This window comes from Kiloniella sp. (assembly GCF_048270245.1).
Classification (GTDB): Bacteria; Pseudomonadota; Alphaproteobacteria; order Kiloniellales; family Kiloniellaceae; genus Kiloniella.
Genome location: NZ_JBLWTH010000004.1, coordinates 119,928 through 136,327, shown reverse-complemented (window position 1 = coordinate 136,327; position 16,400 = coordinate 119,928). Strand labels below are relative to the sequence as shown.

14 protein-coding genes are annotated in these 16,400 nt (G+C 45.3%); 8 read left to right on the top strand and 6 right to left on the bottom strand.

The window, feature by feature from the left end:
- Nucleotides 1-133: 133 nt before the first annotated feature.
- Nucleotides 134-1,177, top strand: a complete 1,044-nt coding sequence (locus ACN0W5_RS10860) for a zinc-dependent alcohol dehydrogenase family protein (protein ID WP_417454147.1) — start codon at nucleotides 134-136, stop codon at nucleotides 1,175-1,177.
- A 123-nt stretch (nucleotides 1,178-1,300) separates the two neighbouring features.
- On the opposite strand, the gene purN is transcribed toward ACN0W5_RS10860, so the two are convergent.
- Nucleotides 1,301-1,948 carry a phosphoribosylglycinamide formyltransferase gene (gene purN, locus ACN0W5_RS10855; RefSeq protein WP_417454146.1) on the bottom strand — a complete coding sequence of 216 codons (648 nt, stop codon included), beginning with the start codon at nucleotides 1,946-1,948 and terminating at the stop codon, nucleotides 1,301-1,303.
- Nucleotides 1,936-3,006, bottom strand: a complete 1,071-nt coding sequence (gene purM / locus ACN0W5_RS10850; protein WP_417454145.1) for a phosphoribosylformylglycinamidine cyclo-ligase — start codon at nucleotides 3,004-3,006, stop codon at nucleotides 1,936-1,938. The genes purN and purM overlap by 13 nt, the downstream gene beginning before the upstream one ends.
- Nucleotides 3,007-3,268: 262 nt before the next feature.
- Between purM and ACN0W5_RS10845 the strand changes: the two genes are divergently transcribed.
- From ACN0W5_RS10845 to ACN0W5_RS10835, 3 genes are all read left to right on the top strand, one after another.
- Nucleotides 3,269-4,501, top strand: a complete 1,233-nt coding sequence (locus ACN0W5_RS10845; RefSeq protein ID WP_417454144.1) for a DUF2066 domain-containing protein — start codon at nucleotides 3,269-3,271, stop codon at nucleotides 4,499-4,501.
- Nucleotides 4,502-4,570: 69 nt separating this feature from the next.
- Entirely contained in the window at nucleotides 4,571-5,659 is a 1,089-nt protein-coding gene (locus tag ACN0W5_RS10840) for an AI-2E family transporter (RefSeq protein WP_417454143.1), read from the top strand.
- A 46-nt stretch (nucleotides 5,660-5,705) separates the two neighbouring features.
- Nucleotides 5,706-6,383 carry an HdaA/DnaA family protein gene (locus ACN0W5_RS10835; RefSeq protein ID WP_417454142.1) on the top strand — a complete coding sequence of 226 codons (678 nt, stop codon included), beginning with the start codon at nucleotides 5,706-5,708 and terminating at the stop codon, nucleotides 6,381-6,383.
- 59 nt (nucleotides 6,384-6,442) lie between these two features.
- Here the strand turns inward: ACN0W5_RS10835 and ACN0W5_RS10830 are convergent, their stop codons facing one another.
- Nucleotides 6,443-6,949: a SixA phosphatase family protein gene (locus ACN0W5_RS10830; RefSeq protein ID WP_417454141.1), complete on the bottom strand. Its 507-nt coding sequence runs from the start codon at nucleotides 6,947-6,949 to the stop codon at nucleotides 6,443-6,445.
- A gap of 134 nt (nucleotides 6,950-7,083) precedes the next feature.
- On the opposite strand from ACN0W5_RS10830, the gene ACN0W5_RS10825 reads away from it, so the two are divergent.
- Nucleotides 7,084-9,261: an RNA degradosome polyphosphate kinase gene (locus tag ACN0W5_RS10825; RefSeq protein ID WP_417454140.1), complete on the top strand. Its 2,178-nt coding sequence runs from the start codon at nucleotides 7,084-7,086 to the stop codon at nucleotides 9,259-9,261.
- A 56-nt stretch (nucleotides 9,262-9,317) separates the two neighbouring features.
- Here ACN0W5_RS10825 and ACN0W5_RS10820 read toward each other — a convergent pair whose 3' ends face one another.
- A complete protein-coding gene (locus ACN0W5_RS10820; protein WP_417454139.1) occupies nucleotides 9,318-10,460 on the bottom strand; it encodes a M23 family metallopeptidase in 1,143 nt (380 codons plus the stop codon).
- The gene (rnd, locus tag ACN0W5_RS10815) at nucleotides 10,438-11,589 is read right to left on the bottom strand and encodes a ribonuclease D (protein ID WP_417454138.1); all 1,152 of its coding nucleotides are present in this window, start codon (nucleotides 11,587-11,589) and stop codon (nucleotides 10,438-10,440) included. Before rnd ends, ACN0W5_RS10820 begins: the two co-directional genes overlap by 23 nt.
- Nucleotides 11,590-11,895: 306 nt before the next feature.
- On the opposite strand from rnd, the gene aspS reads away from it, so the two are divergent.
- Together aspS and ACN0W5_RS10805 are read left to right on the top strand one after the other, a co-directional pair.
- On the top strand, nucleotides 11,896-13,689 hold the full coding sequence (aspS, locus tag ACN0W5_RS10810) for an aspartate--tRNA ligase (protein ID WP_417454137.1): 1,794 nt from the start codon (nucleotides 11,896-11,898) through the stop codon (nucleotides 13,687-13,689).
- Between the two features lie 183 nt (nucleotides 13,690-13,872).
- Nucleotides 13,873-14,421, top strand: coding sequence for a hypothetical protein (locus tag ACN0W5_RS10805; protein ID WP_417454136.1), 549 nt, complete (start codon nucleotides 13,873-13,875; stop codon nucleotides 14,419-14,421).
- 93 nt (nucleotides 14,422-14,514) lie between these two features.
- On the opposite strand, the gene ACN0W5_RS10800 is transcribed toward ACN0W5_RS10805, so the two are convergent.
- On the bottom strand, nucleotides 14,515-15,273 hold the full coding sequence (locus ACN0W5_RS10800; RefSeq protein WP_417454135.1) for a GGDEF domain-containing protein: 759 nt from the start codon (nucleotides 15,271-15,273) through the stop codon (nucleotides 14,515-14,517).
- A 332-nt stretch (nucleotides 15,274-15,605) separates the two neighbouring features.
- On the opposite strand from ACN0W5_RS10800, the gene ACN0W5_RS10795 reads away from it, so the two are divergent.
- A complete protein-coding gene (locus tag ACN0W5_RS10795) occupies nucleotides 15,606-16,391 on the top strand; it encodes an EipB family protein (RefSeq protein ID WP_417454134.1) in 786 nt (261 codons plus the stop codon).
- Nucleotides 16,392-16,400: the final 9 nt, after the last annotated feature.

Here is a 16,400-nt window from a genome sequence, read left to right as displayed (position 1 = left end):
GGTTTTTATAGCTAGGACTGGCATTGTTTTGTCTCTCTTTGTTCAGACTTAACTGTGTTTTGATTTTCAAGCCGGATATTTCTGAGTATCCTGTAAAATCATTACCTGTTCCCTGTCTTTAAGAAGAAAATCCATGCGTGCTGCTTATTATGAAGAATTCAATGGCGATATCAAAGTTGGTAACTTAGCTGACCCAACGCCTCCGGTTGGTGGTGTTGTACTTGAAGTCAAAGCCAATGGGGTTTGCCGGAGTGACTGGCATGGTTGGGTTGGTCATGACGGCGCAATTACGGGCTTTCCTCATGTGCCCGGGCATGAATGTGCAGGAACAGTTGTTGCTGTTGGAGACGGGGTAACACGTTGGAAGACAGGGGATGAGGTTATTGTTCCCTTTAGCTGTGGATGTGGCCGCTGTCCGTCTTGCGCAAAGGGAAATGAGCATATCTGTGATGACGACTTTCAACCCGGATTTACGGGCTGGGGCGCTTTTGCACAGTATATGGCTGTCGAATATGCCGATGTTAATCTGGTGGCTTTGCCTGATCAGCTTGATCATGTGGTTGCTGCCAGTTTGGGGTGCCGTTTTATGACAGCTTTTCGTGGTGTTGTAAAACGTGGCCAAGTTGGTCCTGAACAATGGGTCGCCGTGCACGGATGTGGTGGTGTTGGTTTGAGTTCCTTGATGATTGCTCGTGCCCTAGGGGCCAGGGTTATTGCTATTGATGTAAATGATCAGACCTTGGAACAGGCAAAGTTGTTGGGTGCAGAGCAAGTGATTAATGCGGCGAAAGTTGATAATGTTATCGAAGCTATTTTGTCTATTACGAGCGGTGGTGCAGAGGTTTCTATTGATGCTTTGGGATCACCGATAACGGCATATAATTCGATTGCCTGTCTAGCGAAGCGTGGAAGGCATGTTCAAATTGGTCTGGCGGCGGGTGATCATAAGGATATGAATATCCCGATGAATTTGGTCATAGGTCGAGAGCTTGATCTGCTGGGAAGCCATGGTATGCAAGGTCATCAATACGGTCAGATGCTTGACATGATTATCAAAGGTGAACTTTCCCCTGAAAAGCTCATTGATCGTACTGTGGGCTTACAAGAAGGGGCTGATGTGCTGATGAAGATGTCGACAATGTCGCCAAGTGGTGTGGTCGTTATTGATAAGTTTTAATGCCTCAATAGACAGAGGCAATTCGTTTTAACAAAATGGTATGGAATATCAAAAACCGCAGTCCTGATTCAGGCTGCGGTTTTTGTGGAGAACAATCTGCGTTGTAATTGCCAATTATCAAGCTCAAGGATTACAGATCATTTCTTCTGTTGTTTGTGATGTTTGCTTGAAGGTGAGCTTATTGCCCAAGATTGTGATGTTCTTTTGGGCAATGAGCTTCAAACATTCCGGATAGAGCCTGTGTTCTGCGGTGAGGACGCGGGCCGCGAGAGTGCTTTCTGTATCTGCTGGGAGAACGGGCACTGCCGCTTGACCAACAATAGGGCCGCTATCCATTTCATGGCGGACAAAATGGACGGTACAGCCGTGAAGCTTGCATCCTTCGTCCAGCGCACGTTGATGTGTGTCCAGACCGGGAAACAATGGCAATAGTGCAGGATGGATGTTGATCATACGGTTGTGCCAATGTTCAACAAATTCTTTTGTGACCAGACGCATAAAGCCAGCTAAACAGACGAATTCAACGTCTGAATTTTCCAAGGTTTCAGTGACGGCATTATCAAAATCAACACGACTTTTATAGTCGCGATGATTTACAGTTGCTGTCGCAACACCAGCTTTCTTTGCGCGTTCCAGCCCTGCGACGTCTGGAACGTTAGAGACAACTAATACAAGCTCAGCAGGGAAAGCGGGATCTGCTGCGGCATCTAAAAGAGCCTGCAGATTACTTCCCCTGCCAGATATCAGAACGCCAACTTTTAAGCGGGCCACGTTTCTGCAAGCCTTTCAATCTGAACGGCTTCTTCGCCATCGCTGCGGGTTTCTACTGTGCCAAGTGACACAACGGTTTCCCCTTGAGCTTGAAGAATACCTGTAACATCTTCTACTTTGTCGGCGGCAACCACAACAGCCATGCCAATGCCGCAGTTGAATGTGCGCATCATTTCGTGTTCATCAATCCCTCCGACTTTAGCAAGCCAGCTAAAGACACGTGGAATAGGCCAGGAAATACCGTTGATTGTTACGCCGAGGCCTTTGGGTAAAACCCTCGGTAGGTTTTCGACAAATCCACCCCCGGTGATGTGAGCAAAGGCCTTTACGCCTTCACCATGGGGACCAAAGGCGCGGATAGCCTCAAGGCAGCTTTTTACATAAATACGTGTTGGGGTAAGCAAAGCTTCGCCAAGAGTTACGCCATCCTGGAAAGGAGCGGGGTCACTGTATTTTAGACCAGAAATCTCAACAATCTTACGAATGAGAGAGTAGCCGTTTGAATGAGGACCGCTTGATGCCAAGCCAAGAACAACGTCACCGTCGTTCACCAGATCACCGGTTAAGGCTTGCCCGCGTTCAACCGCGCCGACAGAAAAACCAGCTAGATCGTAATCATTATCGCTGTACATGCCCGGCATTTCAGCAGTTTCTCCACCGATCAATGCACAGTTGGAAAGCACGCAACCTTCTGCAATACCTGCAATAATATCGCGCCCAGCTTCAACGCTCAGTTTACCTGTCGCATAGTAATCGAGGAAAAAGAGAGGTTCACCGCCCTGCACAACAAGGTCATTTACACACATGGCAACCAGATCGATTCCCACAGTGTCGTGTTTGTTCGCTTCAATGGCAACTTTCAGTTTCGTCCCGACACCATCATTACAGGCAATGAGAAGAGGATCAGTAAAGCCAGCAGCTTTGGGGTCAAAGAAAGCGCCAAAGCCACCAAGACCAGCCATGGAGCCTGAACGAGCAGTTGATTTTGCAAGGGGTTTAATGGCTTCAACAAGCTCATTTCCCGCGTCGATATCAACTCCGGCATCCTTGTAGCTCAAGGAATCAGGATTATTAGGGATGGTACTTATGGTATCCTCCTGTAACTTCGAGTATTAATGTACTCAAGTGTCTGAACCTGATAATAATCCCGGATCATTTCTAGCCGGTTAATGACACCGAGCGATTATGACTTATACGAATGAGATAACAGTCTCATTGAATAGTCACAGTTCGAGGTTATTATCAGGTTCAGATACGACCTAATGCATTCGGTATTAGGCTCTGTAATTTGGGAAGATACTTAATCCGGGATGGTTTGCAATGCGGTTTCGCCGCTTTTTCTATAAGACAGCATTTCTAACAACCTTTTTTGGGCTCGTGACAGGGCTTTGTCATTCGCCTGCTTTGGCGGCGAACGAAGTTTATACGGTTCGTGATATACCCGTTGATGCAACGGCCAATTCAGTGATCGAGGCGAAAAAAAATGCGTTAAGTCAAGGTTATGAAAAGGCTTTTCGTGCTCTGGTTCGTAAACTTGTGCCTGAACATGATCATGCAAAAATTCCGAAATTGAATTCTAATGATGCGCTGAATTATGTGTTGGATATATCTTTAACTGCAGAAAAATCATCTTCTGTTCGATATATCGCAAATATGACGGTGCGGTTTAAAGAATCGCAGACTCGGGCGTTATTTCGTAATTCTGGTGCCGCAATCGCGGAAACAGTGAGTAAGCCGGTTTTGATTATCCCCATTGAAAAAAGAGCGGGGTCAAACCTGCTGTGGGAAGATCGTAATCAATGGCGAACAGCTTGGGGCGGTGTTGGTACTAGTAATGGCCTGGTTCCGGTGACAATGCCATTGGGTGATCTTGATGATCTTTCTTTGGTGGATGCAAAGGGGGCCTTAGCGGGCAGCGAAGGTTTATGGAAACTGGCGGCAAAGTACGGCAGTAGTGATGTTTTTCTGTCTGTGGCAGAAATCAACAATGATGGTGCTACTGCGAAAGTGTCTGCTGTTCGTGTCGGTCGTTTTGGTGAAGGTCGACGTTATCAGCTGAATGTGAACAAATCAGAAGGCGAAACAACACAAAAAATGTTGCGGCGTGCCGCGCGATCACTTGATAATTCTCTTCAACATGATTGGAAACAGGCGAACCTGTTACAGTTTGGGGTTGAGCGATGGATACAGGTCGAAGTTCCAATATCAGGCTTGCAGGATTGGGTATTGGTAAATAACCGGTTAGAGGGGGTTCCGGCGATCAACAAAGTAAAAACCCGGTCTATTAATCGTACACAAGTGAATCTCGACGTTTATTTCGCTGGGGATGAAAGACAATTGTCGTTGGCTCTGGCGCAAAAGGATTTGGCACTTGTCCTGAACCAGCGAAGCATTTGGGAGCTGCAGATTTTAAATAGGCCAAAGGTCCAACAAGGCCTTACGCTTCCATCTCAAATTAATCAGGATCTTCCGCCCGAAGAAACCGTTGTCGATGAGGTAATTGTTCCAGAACAAGAAATTAATCTTGGTTCCGAGGAAGAGGTTAGTGAATGATTTAACGCCTCTCTCTTGAAAGAGACGTTAGGTAATTGTGATCGGCAATAAACGATTGAGGGGAATAAAATGACGGCCGAACGTCAAATTAGATTCTGGCTTATTGGGCTGGTTGTTTTTCTATTATCTGTCTATGTGTTGCGCTCGGTTTTGCTGCCCTTTGTTGCGGGTATGGCAATCGCTTATTTTCTCGATCCAGTGTGTGACAAGCTCGAAGAGATGGGGGTGTCACGTGTTCTTGCCACAACGCTCGTCACGATTGCTTTTTTATTGATACTTATCGTTGCTCTCATTCTGCTTGTTCCCGCTTTGATTGGGCAGGCTGTTGACCTGGTCGAAAGCCTCCCGAAACTTGTCGAAGCAGTTCGGGGACAGATGAGCAAATTGCTGTTGATGATTGAAGATCGCGTTGATCCGACGAGTGTCGTTAATCTTAAAGAAGCTTTTGGGGACAGCCTGAAATCCGTAACACAGTGGCTTTCTCGTTTTGCGGGCAGCTTAATCGACGGTGGTGTGGCATTTGCCAATCTGGTTTCCTTACTGGTTATCACGCCTGTCGTGACCTTTTATTTACTTAGAGATTGGGACAAAATTGTCGCCAAAGTTGATAGCTGGTTGCCAAGGTCACAATTGGAAACAATCCGTCGTTTAGCAAAAGAAGTTGATGAAACCTTGGCCGGATTTATTCGGGGGCAGGGCACTGTTTGCCTTGTGCTAGGCGGGTTTTATGCTGTTGGCCTCAGCCTGTCGGGGCTTAATTTTGGCCTTGTGCTGGGTATGGTGGCTGGTCTGCTTTCCTTTATTCCTTTTGTTGGGTCCATCATTGGTCTGATTTTGTCTGTCGGATTGGCCTTTTTCCAATTTGATAGCTGGGGGCCAATTGCGGTTGTTGCCGGGGTCTTTTTTGCCGGACAAATTTTAGAAGGTAACATTTTGACCCCAAAACTTGTCGGAGAGAAAATAGGTTTGCACCCTGTATGGGTTATCTTCGGTTTACTAGCCGGGGGCGCTTTGTTTGGCTTTGTTGGCATGCTGTTGGCTTTGCCTGTTGCAGCTGTTATTGGCGTTGGTGCTCGTTTTGCCTTGAGCGAATATATGGACAGTCGTTATTATTATGGTATCAATCGCCCCAAGAATCTGCAGGATAAAGATTCGTAAAATATTCAACCTAAATAACGAAGTAGTTAAACGGCTTACATCATAAATGGATAGTTCACAGCTGCCGCTAGATTTTGGTCATCGTCCAGCCCTTGGACGAGAAGATTTCCTTGTTGCACCTTGCAACGAGGTTGCGGTCGCATGTGTTGATCAATGGCCGGAATGGCCGGGGCACGCACTTGCCTTTTATGGACCATCTGGTTGCGGGAAAACGCATCTTGCCCATGTTTGGCGAATGGAAAGTGCTGCTGTTTTTGTTACTGCCAAGGATTTATTGGCGTCAGAACCAACCGAGCTTTTGAAAAAACAGGGTGGGTGTATTCTCGATGATATTCAGGAAGACTTGACGCAAGATGCAGAGCTACAGCGGAAGCTTTTTCATCTATACAACTATGCTCGAGAAGAGGCGGGATATCTTCTTTTCACGGGGCGAGAGGCTCCAGCTCGGTGGGGTGTTTCCTTGCCTGATCTATCATCGCGGCTATCTGCTATTCCATCCTTTGAGATGGGCGCACCGGATGAGTTTTTGTTCGAAGCCTTGCTGGTAAAATTGTTTTATGATCGTCAGTTGACGATATCCAAAGAAGTTTTAAGGTTTTTGGTTCTGAGGCTGGATCGGTCGTTTCAGGCTGCGCGTGAGATTGTCTCTGTTCTTGATCAGGAATCTTTGGCTTCGCAACGCGAGATAACAATACCCTTCATTAAGTCTGTTCTCGAAGCCTAGATCTTTGGTTATCAAGGGATGGTTTAAGACGTAAAGCAACAAAGGTTTTTTTGTGTGCGTTATTCTCCTGGAAAATAAATATGTTCCAATTCTGTATTTTCTTTTGTCAGATCGGCCCAGACGGTGCTTGTGCTTTTTAGAATACCGTATCCAGCAGGGGGAAGCCCCCCATAAATTCGTTGAAGAGCTGTATTCTCAGAATTTGGCCCACTTATGTCGAACAAAAACTGACTAAGTCCCGGATTATGCCCGACAAGTACAATTGTCGTGTGCTGGTCAGATAATTCAATCAACGTTTTATATATAATCTGAGGAGCAGCGAGATAAAGTTCAGGAAAACTCTTCAATTCGATACCGCGGTCTAATGTCTTTTTGATAACAGCAGAAGTTTCCATAGCTCTTACCGCTGATGAGGTAATGATAATCGATGGAGAAACATCGCTCATTTTTTTGCTCAGCCAACTGGCTTCGTTCAGTCCCTTCTCGGTAAGAGGTCGATCCCGATCTTGCTGGTTTTGCTTTGGATAGTGGGTTGTAGCGTGGCGTGCAAGATAAATTTTTTTCATATGACAACACAAGTATATTACGAGCTAGTTTTCTTTGGGCTATTGACTATACTACATAGATAGCCAGATATATTTTTACTATTATTTTACAGTATTTACGTAAAATTCTTTTACCCACAATTCAGGAGACATTTATGACCGCTAAGGCAGCTCAACAAGATAAAAGAGCAAAAAACTCTCAGCAAGAGGGTGAAGTATTGTCTATTGCGGCTGATTCTCCAAGCAGGTTTATAAACCGAGAGCTTTCCTGGATTGCCTTTAACGAACGTGTTCTCGAAGAGGCTGATAATCCATCTCACCCCCTACTTGAACGGCTAAGATTCCTGTCGATCTCTTCAGGTAACCTGGATGAGTTCTATATGGTGCGTGTTGCTGGTCTGATGGGGCAGGTGAATGCGGGTGTTACCTCGCGCAGTCAGGACGGGTTAAGCCCTGATCAACAGCTGAAGGCAATTGATGCGCAAGCAGCAAAGCTGATGCACCGTCAGCAGCTTATCTGGTCTTCTATAAGACAGGAATTAAGACAGGCAGATTTTGATCTTTTAAGTGTTGATGAGCTTACGGATCAGGATAAAGTTTGGCTGGCTGAATATTTTCAGGATCAGGTATTTCCCATCCTGACACCAATTGCAATTGATCCGGCACATCCTTTTCCCTTTGTTCCAAATCATGGGTTTTGCATGGTGCTGGAATTGGAAGATGTACAGGGCGATAAATATATAAATGGCTTGATTGCGATGCCGCATCAGCTAAATCGTTTTATTCGGATACCGGGCGAGCATCATCGCTTTATTCGTTTGGAACAAGTCATTCGCTTACATTTGTCGCAGTTATTCCCGGGATTTGATATTATTAGTGTCGGGCATTTCAGATTGCTCCGAGATAGTGATATCGAGATTGAAGAAGAGGCGGAAGATCTGGTCCGGGTTTTTGAAAGTGCGCTTAAACGCCGCCGTAGAGGAAGCTGTATCCGTCTTTCTATTGACGCCAATATGTCGGAAAATTTACGGGCTTTTGTAACGCGGGAATTAGATGTTGACCCCGAGAGGATATTTGTTCTTGAAGGGCTTTTGGGGCTTGTCGATACTAAGCGGCTTATTGTCAAAGATCGTCCGGATTTGGTTTTTCAACCTTATACACCGCGTTTTCCTGAACGTATCCGAGAATTCGGTGGTGATTGTTTTGCGGCAATCCGGGAAAAAGATTTGCTGGTTCATCACCCCTATGAAAGTTTTGACGTTGTTGTTCAGTTCGTTCGACAAGCAGCAAAAGATCCGGCTGTTGTGTCCATCAAGCAGACGCTTTATCGAACCAGTGAAGATTCTCCGATTGTTAAAGCCCTGATCGAGGCTGCTGAACGCGGGAAAACAGTGACGGCACTGGTGGAATTGAAAGCGCGTTTTGACGAAGAGCGTAATATCCGTTGGGCCAGAAATATGGAACGCGCAGGCGTTCAGGTTATTTATGGATTTATTCAGCTTAAAACCCATGCAAAATTATCGCTGGTCGTCCGTCGTGAAGGTAAAAAGTTAAAGTCCTACGTGCACTATGGTACAGGCAACTATCACCCCATTACAGCCAAGGTCTATACTGATCTTTCGTTCTTTAGTTCTGATCAGGCATTGTGTCGTGATACGGCAAAGCTCTTTAACTACATTACAGGCTATGCCAAGCCGCTTCCGATGGAGAAAATTGACTATGCGCCGCTAACCTTCAGGGAAAGGTTATTGCAGTATATTCAAAGAGAAATCGAATTGGCCAAAGAAGGTAAACCCGCCACGATCTGGGCCAAGATGAATGCGCTTGTGGATCGTCAGGTTATTGATCAGCTTTACAAAGCATCTCAGGCTGGGGTGTCTATCGAATTGGTCATCCGTGGTATCTGTTGTCTGCGTCCGGGGGTTCCGGGCTTGTCGGAAAACATTCGTGTTAAATCATTGGTTGGTCGCTATCTGGAACATGGGCGTATTGTTATCTTTGGTGATGGTCACACAATTCCATCCGGAAAAAACAAAGTTTTTATTTCATCAGCAGACTGGATGCCGCGAAACCTTGATCGGCGAGTTGAGAGTTTTGTACCGATCGAAAATCCAACGGTTCACCAACAAGTGCTCGAGCAGGTTATGATCGCGACATTAAATGACACAGCTCAATCCTGGGATTTACAAGCTGATGGTAGCTATATTCGTAAAGAAAGATGCGAGGAGAGTTTCTCTGCTCATAACTACTTTATGAACAATCCCTCTCTTTCTGGGCGCGGTACCTCATTAAAAGATAAACGGTCGACACCGCGTTTGAAAAGGCTTCTCTAAGAGAGACGTTAAAGACTGTTGAGGTACTTTACCATGTAAATTGGAGGTACTGGATATTAGTTTGGTGACGAGAATATTTCTGTTGGGGAGGAAATTTCCATGGACCGGTCTATGTTTATAATTGTTTCCGGTTCTCTCTGATTTTTTTTGCGACGAAGCTTGTAGTTAACTTGATAGGTTCCTGCTGGTAAAGGCAGACTTCTGCTGTAGTAAAATCCCCTTAGCCCTTGGACCGAGCTTTTCTCGATCTCGTCACTCCGTCGATATACATCACCGTCGGGTAAGAGTATTTTTAACTCTTCCATATCACCCTGTCGGATACCCCATAGGCTGACCCAAAAATAAAATTCTTTGCTATCAGCAGGGAAAAGATTGATTTCAACCTTCAGGGTATCAAGCTCTTCATAATCTGGAAAATGATCTGAAAAACCAGTACGGAAAACGCCAGCATCTTTGTATCCAAGCTTGGCATTGGCCTCTGCTGACCAAAAAGAACGTCCTGTTGCCGCTTGATCGCAGCCCTCACGACCTGTCATGCCTGTAAAGGGATCAATATTTTGCCCTCTGTAGGAAAGGTGAAAGTGTAAATGAGGAAAACTTGTTGACCCTGATAGGCCAACGAGACCCAAAAGAGATCCCTGAGAGACCTCTTGCCCGGGTTTGACGATCACACTGCCTTGGCGTAAATGGCCATAGTGTGTGCGCCAGCCATCGCCGTGGTTAATGACCACTGAGTTGCTTGGCTTTGGTGCCAGGCCTAGGGAAGATTTGATTTCTTGTTGATTCAAGGCACGATCTGGAATCCCGTCCTTGATAATTTCAATTTTGCCCTTTGCAGCAGCCAGAACAGGGAAGCCGCTTTCTTTCCACTGTGGAGAGCTAACTCTTATGTCTATGCCCTGATGCCCGTTATAGGTCAAAATACCACAGGTGTGGTCCAGAGCTTCGGGGCCGGGATCGTAATCAAAGTAGTGTTGAATAAAGCAATCGCTATCGGTGTCACATGCTACGGGAAAGGCGAGCAAAGGTGCGGGCGGCTTTTGTGGTGCCGTTAACGCGGGGGATGAGAATAGTAATACTATTCCTGTGAATAGGGCACAGGTATAGATCGTACAGGTATGAAAAATACCTGTCGTAGCAACCCTATTGCAGAGATAGAAATTAGCTCTCCGCAGTTTAGCCGAGATCCTCCACGACAAGCTTGCCATCCTTGATGCTAAGAGCAATGAGACCTTTTTTTAGACGTAACGCCTTGTCACCGAAGACTTCGCGGCGCCAGCCAGTTAGTGCACGGACTTTGGCATTATCATCTGCTGCAATTTTTTCCAGATCGCTGCTGTTGGCAATGAGTTTTTGTGCGACATCAAATTCATCACAGCATTGCTTGAGCAGAACTCTGAGCAGGTCAATGATTGCGGCAAGTCCATTGTTAGGGATATGGCGTTCTTTTGCTTTTGGACAGGAATCTTTAGGTAGATCCATCGCGATCTTAACTGCCGCAAGGATTTCCTTTCCAAGACGACCTTCTGCCATATCAACCGAGACACCACGGGTCTTGGAAAGTTCCTTGGCATTGGTTGGTCGGTTGGAAGCAATATCGTAAAGCTGTTCGTCTTTAACCACTCTGCCGCGCGGTGTATTGCGTCGTTGTGCTTCGCGTTCTCGCCACGCGCCCAGTTCTTTCAATATAGCAAGATAGCGACGATCATTGGATCTTGTTTTTAATCTCAACCAAGCTGTATCAGGATCCTGGCGATAGGTTTCTGGATCTTCAAGTATGGCCATTTCTTCGGCGAGCCAGTGTTCACGACCATTTTTGTCAATCTGTGAGCGTAATTTTGCATAGATATCGCGCAGGTGGGTAACATCTGAAATGGCATAGGATATCTGTTTGGGCGTCAAGGGACGCTTGGACCAATCTGCAAAGCGGGCGGATTTATCAATATCTACATTCAGAAGTTTTTTAGCGAGATTGTCATACCCAATCGAATCGCCAAAACCACAAACCATGGCTGCCAGCTGCGTATCAAAGAGCGGCGCTGGAACTTCGTCCATGAGAAGGCAGAAGATTTCGAGATCCTGGCGTGCCGAGTGGAAAACTTTCAACACACTTTGATTTTTCATCAAATCAAAAAGTGGTGTGAGGTCAATGTCAGGCGCCAGTACATCAATAGCTGCATAATTATGAGTATCAGCGAGCTGGACAAGACAGAGTTTGGGCCAATAGGTTTGGTCCCGAAGGAACTCTGTATCTACGGTTACGACATCAGATTTAGCCAAATCCTGGCAGAGATCTGATAGTTCTTTACTGGATGTAATCAATGTCATGACGCGACTATACGTGCCTGATCCCTGCTTAGAAAGATGAATATGGTTAATAAGCAAAAATGACTTTCTGATAGGGGGGATATCCGCATAATTTGCTGCTTGTGAAAATTATTTAGTCACTTTCTTCAAAGTTGAGGCGCAAAACCTTGACAAATTGCCAATCTGATGCCTTTTTCCAACGGAATAATTTATGATTTTGGCAGTGTGTAAAGTTTGAATTGAAATCGATAGCCTGCAAGGTTCGGTTTTAATCGCTCTACATAAAAATTGCTGGATCGAGATAGCTATAATACCAAAGGAAATACTATGCATCCTTATCGTTCACATAACTGTGCTGAACTGCGCCTTTCAGATGAAGGTCAGCAGGTTCGCCTTTCTGGTTGGGTTCACCGTAAACGTGACCACGGTCAGCTTCTTTTTGTAGATCTACGCGATAGCTTTGGTATTACCCAGTGTGTCGTTGATGTTTCTAGCCCACTTTTTGAAATGCTGGAAAGTACACGTGTTGAATCTGTGATCACTGTGACAGGCGATGTGGTTACTCGTACGGCTGAGACGATTAACGGGGCTTTGCCGACAGGTGAGATCGAAGTCCGCGTTCGTGAGCTTGAAATCCAGTCCCGTGCAGAAGTGTTGCCGCTTCAGGTGAATTCTGATGAAGACGCTGGCGAAGACACAAGACTGCGCTATCGTTATCTGGATTTACGCCGTGAAAAGATGGTGAAGAAGCTGAAGCTTCGTTCAGGTGTGATTTCCTCTCTACGTCGTCGGATGATTGAACAGAACTTCATGGAAATCCAGACACCTATTCTAACGGCGTCCAGCCCTGAAGGTGCACGTGATTTCTTGGTTCCTAGCCGTATTCACCCTGGTAAATTCTACGCGCTGCCACAGGCACCACAGATGTTCAAACAGCTGTTGATGGTTGGTGGTGTTGATCGTTATTTCCAGGTTGCTCCTTGTTTCCGTGATGAAGATAGTCGTGCAGATCGTTCCCCCGGTGAATTTTATCAGCTCGATTTCGAAATGAGTTATGTGACACAGGACGATGTATTTAATGCTATCGAACCTGTGCTTCACGGTGTGTTCGAAGAATTTGCCGAAGGACGCGAAGTTTCTCCGTATCCGTTTGTGCGTATCCCTTACGCAGAATCGATGGCCAAATATGGTTCAGATAAACCAGACCTTCGTAACCCAATTATCATCAATGACGTCACAGAAGCATTCCGTGGCTCAAGCTTTGGCATTTTTGCCCGTGCTATCGAAGGTGGTAACGTCGTTCGCGCAATTCCTGCGCCGGGGACTGCTGGAAACCCACGTAGCTTCTTTGACAAGTTCAATGACTGGGCACGTAAAGAAGGCGCCGCAGGTCTTGGTTATATCATCTATGATAAGGAAGGCGTTCCTAAGGGGCCTATTGCCAAGAACCTAGATGAAGATCGTCTGGCTCAGATCAAAGAAATTGCAGGCCTAGAGAATGGAGACGCAGTGTTCTTTGCTTGTGACAAAGAATTGGCTGCCGCCAAATTTGCGGGACATGTTCGTAATAAGCTGGGTACTGATCTTGATCTTCTGGACAAGAGCGTTTTCAAATTCTGCTGGATTGTTGACTTCCCAATGTTTGAGGCGGATGAAGACACAGGCAAAATTGACTTCAGCCATAACCCGTTCTCTATGCCTCAAGGGGGAATGGAAGCGCTGGAAACACAGGATCCTCTGACCATTAACGCGTATCAGTACGACATCGTCTGTAACGGTATTGAGCTATCTTCTGGCGCGATCCGTAACCACCGTCCTGATATCATGTATAAAGCTTTCGAAGTTGCTGGCTACAGTAACACAGATGTAGAAGAAAGCTTTGGTGGTATGCTGTCAGCGTTTAAGTTTGGTGCGCCGCCACACGGTGGTTCGGCACCGGGTGTTGACCGTATGGTGATGATGCTGGCTGATGAGCCAAACATTCGCGAAGTGATCGCCTTCCCAATGAATGGTAAAGCCGAAGATCCGCTTATGCAGGCACCAGCAGAAGTTGATGAAGATCGTTTGCGCGAGTTGCACATCAAACTTGATCTGCCTTTGGAAGATACAGAAGAGAGCTAATTCGCTGACTATTGGTCAGGGGTTTACTCGGATTAGGCAATAATAATCGAATCGCCCTACTGATCTAGGCAGGGCGATTTTGACTCGTAGTGGTTGTGTATTCGACAAGGCAACCGCAGCTTGGAGTCGAAAATTAGATAAAATTTGATCTTTTTGGAGGTTTTCCTTGCACGGGGAAGCTAAATGACTCATGATTCTCAAAAGCTTATCGTTATTCCTGGGGGGAATATCATGCGAAAAATTCTTGTCGCTTCGACTCTTGCGCTTACATTGAGCGGCTGTGCGCTGCCTCCTGCTATTGGGGTTGCTTCATTAGCAGTTGATGTTGCGAGCTATTTTTTTAGCGGGAAAACACTGACTGACCACGGTATCTCGGCCGTAGCGCAACAGGATTGTGCCCTTATCCGCTTGATGGAAGGGGATATGTGTGATGACTATGTTGACTTTGAAGTTGCAGATGCAACGCTTGCGCCTCTTTCTCCTGTGGATGAAATAGAGATCGCCGCTATTTCTGATTTGGAAACATCAATTAGTTATTTTGCTGAAGACGCACAACTTGGGGCGACTGACCCGACGGAAGTATCTGCTTATTCCGAAGAGATCGCAGCCATTGATACGCAGACAAATCACTTAAAGGCAGCCAAGATCGTTGTTGATGATCAAGTTGCTGAAATATTTGATAATGCTGACTATCTTGCTGATAATCTAAAGCCAATGGAATTTGACGGCTAGATATATCGTCACATCATTACAATACAAAAATGCCCTGAATATTTTCAGGGCATTTTTGTATTGGAAATTTGAAGAGAGCTGCGTAACTGAAAACTAGAGTGTTCTTTTTTCGATGTATTTAGGGCCAAGATGACAGGCGATCTGGTTGCCTTTGTTTAGGTACATAGATTTATCAGCGAGATGAAGTAATTGGTTGGGGTTTGTACCAGCTGTATATTTTTCATGCCCAACGCTAACGGATACCGGGATTTCGTGTTGGCCCCAGCGTACGATAAGCGTATTTAAAATTTTGTTGAGCTTGCCAATAATTGCATCGACTCTGTCTGGTGCTGTGTTAGGCATAAGGATCGCGAATTCATCCCCGCTTAAGCGTGCGATGTAATCGCTTTTCCGACAATGCTTTACCAGTGCCTTGGCGACTTCTTTCAGGACACAGTCACCAGCCATATGGCCATAAGAATCATTGATAGATTTAAAGTGATTCATATCGCATATAACAAGGATGCCTTGGTCTCCGGTGCGTGTCGCACGGCTTAGGGTGCGATCAAGTTCAACTTGGAAACCTCGACGATTAAGAAGGCTTGTCAATTCATCTGTAATCGAAAGATTTTCTAAATAACGAATACGTTCATGCTGTTCGGACAGTGTCTGCTCTGCCAAGGCAGCGGCTTCTAATAATTCAATGATCTGTTTATCTGATATTGGTTTGCTTTTGCTGGGTTGGGTATAGGCTATCCGGCGCAGTCTAAACATAAGATTATCGCGGTCCGCCGATAGTTTTATGTCGTCACTTTTTCCAAAAGCTGCAGGATATAAAGAGTCAGATCCGTTAAATGCATCCGTATAAGTCACACTCGCCACCATTTCCAATTAAAGATCACGATGTAAGTAAGCAATTTATATGCCAGAAAATATGTGATGACTAAGTCTCTGTTTTAAAGTCAGGAACATATTTTTAGGGATGCGTCTGTTGGCATTGATGTGTCGTTTTTTCCTGTAAATTTACAGAAAAGACTGTTGATGGGTAAAATGTGACTAGTACAATTTAGATAACAGATAATTTTTTATCGTTGAATATGCCTCAATCTTGCCTGAAATAGTGAGTACTTAGATAAAGTCTGCGGTTTTCAAGGCCCCTCAATTTATAGAAATGGATTTCTTTTATGCGTAAATGGCAGAAAAAAATGATTTTTTTATCGGCTTCTGCTGCGGCGTTATTGTTTATTAATACCAGTATTGCAGAACAAAAGTCTGTCGATTTACTTTTGCATAAAGCAACCTATGACTTACGTTTAAATAGTTCGCATCAAGGGGCTATTAACAGTATGGCCGGGCAAATAGAATATGATTTGACGACCGATTGCCGTGGATGGCTCATGACAAACGATCTTGAAATGAGTGTTGTTTATAGCACAGGTCAACGTATGGATATGGATCTCAATATCAATACCTGGGAAGCGTTGGATGGGCAGCGGTATCGTTTTACAGTGGTTCAAGATGGTAATCTGTCTGGTCAAAGCAGTTATATTGGCAAGTCTTCTCGTTCGGACTCAGGGGAAACCGTTCTGGCAGAGATCACAAAGCCTGAGAAACAAAATGTTGAGTTAAAAGACGTTATCTACCCATCTGCCTTTTTAAAAGATATTATTCTTGCAGCTAAAGAGGGTGAAACTGCCTTAAACAGGGGTGTTTTTGATGGAACTGCCGAACTGGAGGCCTTTAAGGCGTCTGCGATTATCTTGCCTAATGAAGAAAATGAAACACCATCTGAATTAAGAGGTAAGGTTTCATGGAAGGTTTTCCTTGCGTTCTATGAGGTGGGGTCAAAAAGTACTCTGCCAATACAGGAACAAAAACTTACACTTTATGAGAATGGTGTCGTGACTTCTATTGATTTGGATTTTGGGGATTTCTCTGTAAAGGGGAAGCTCTCTGGGCTTGAAGTTCATAATTCCCCGCAATGTGGATAGTCACGAACA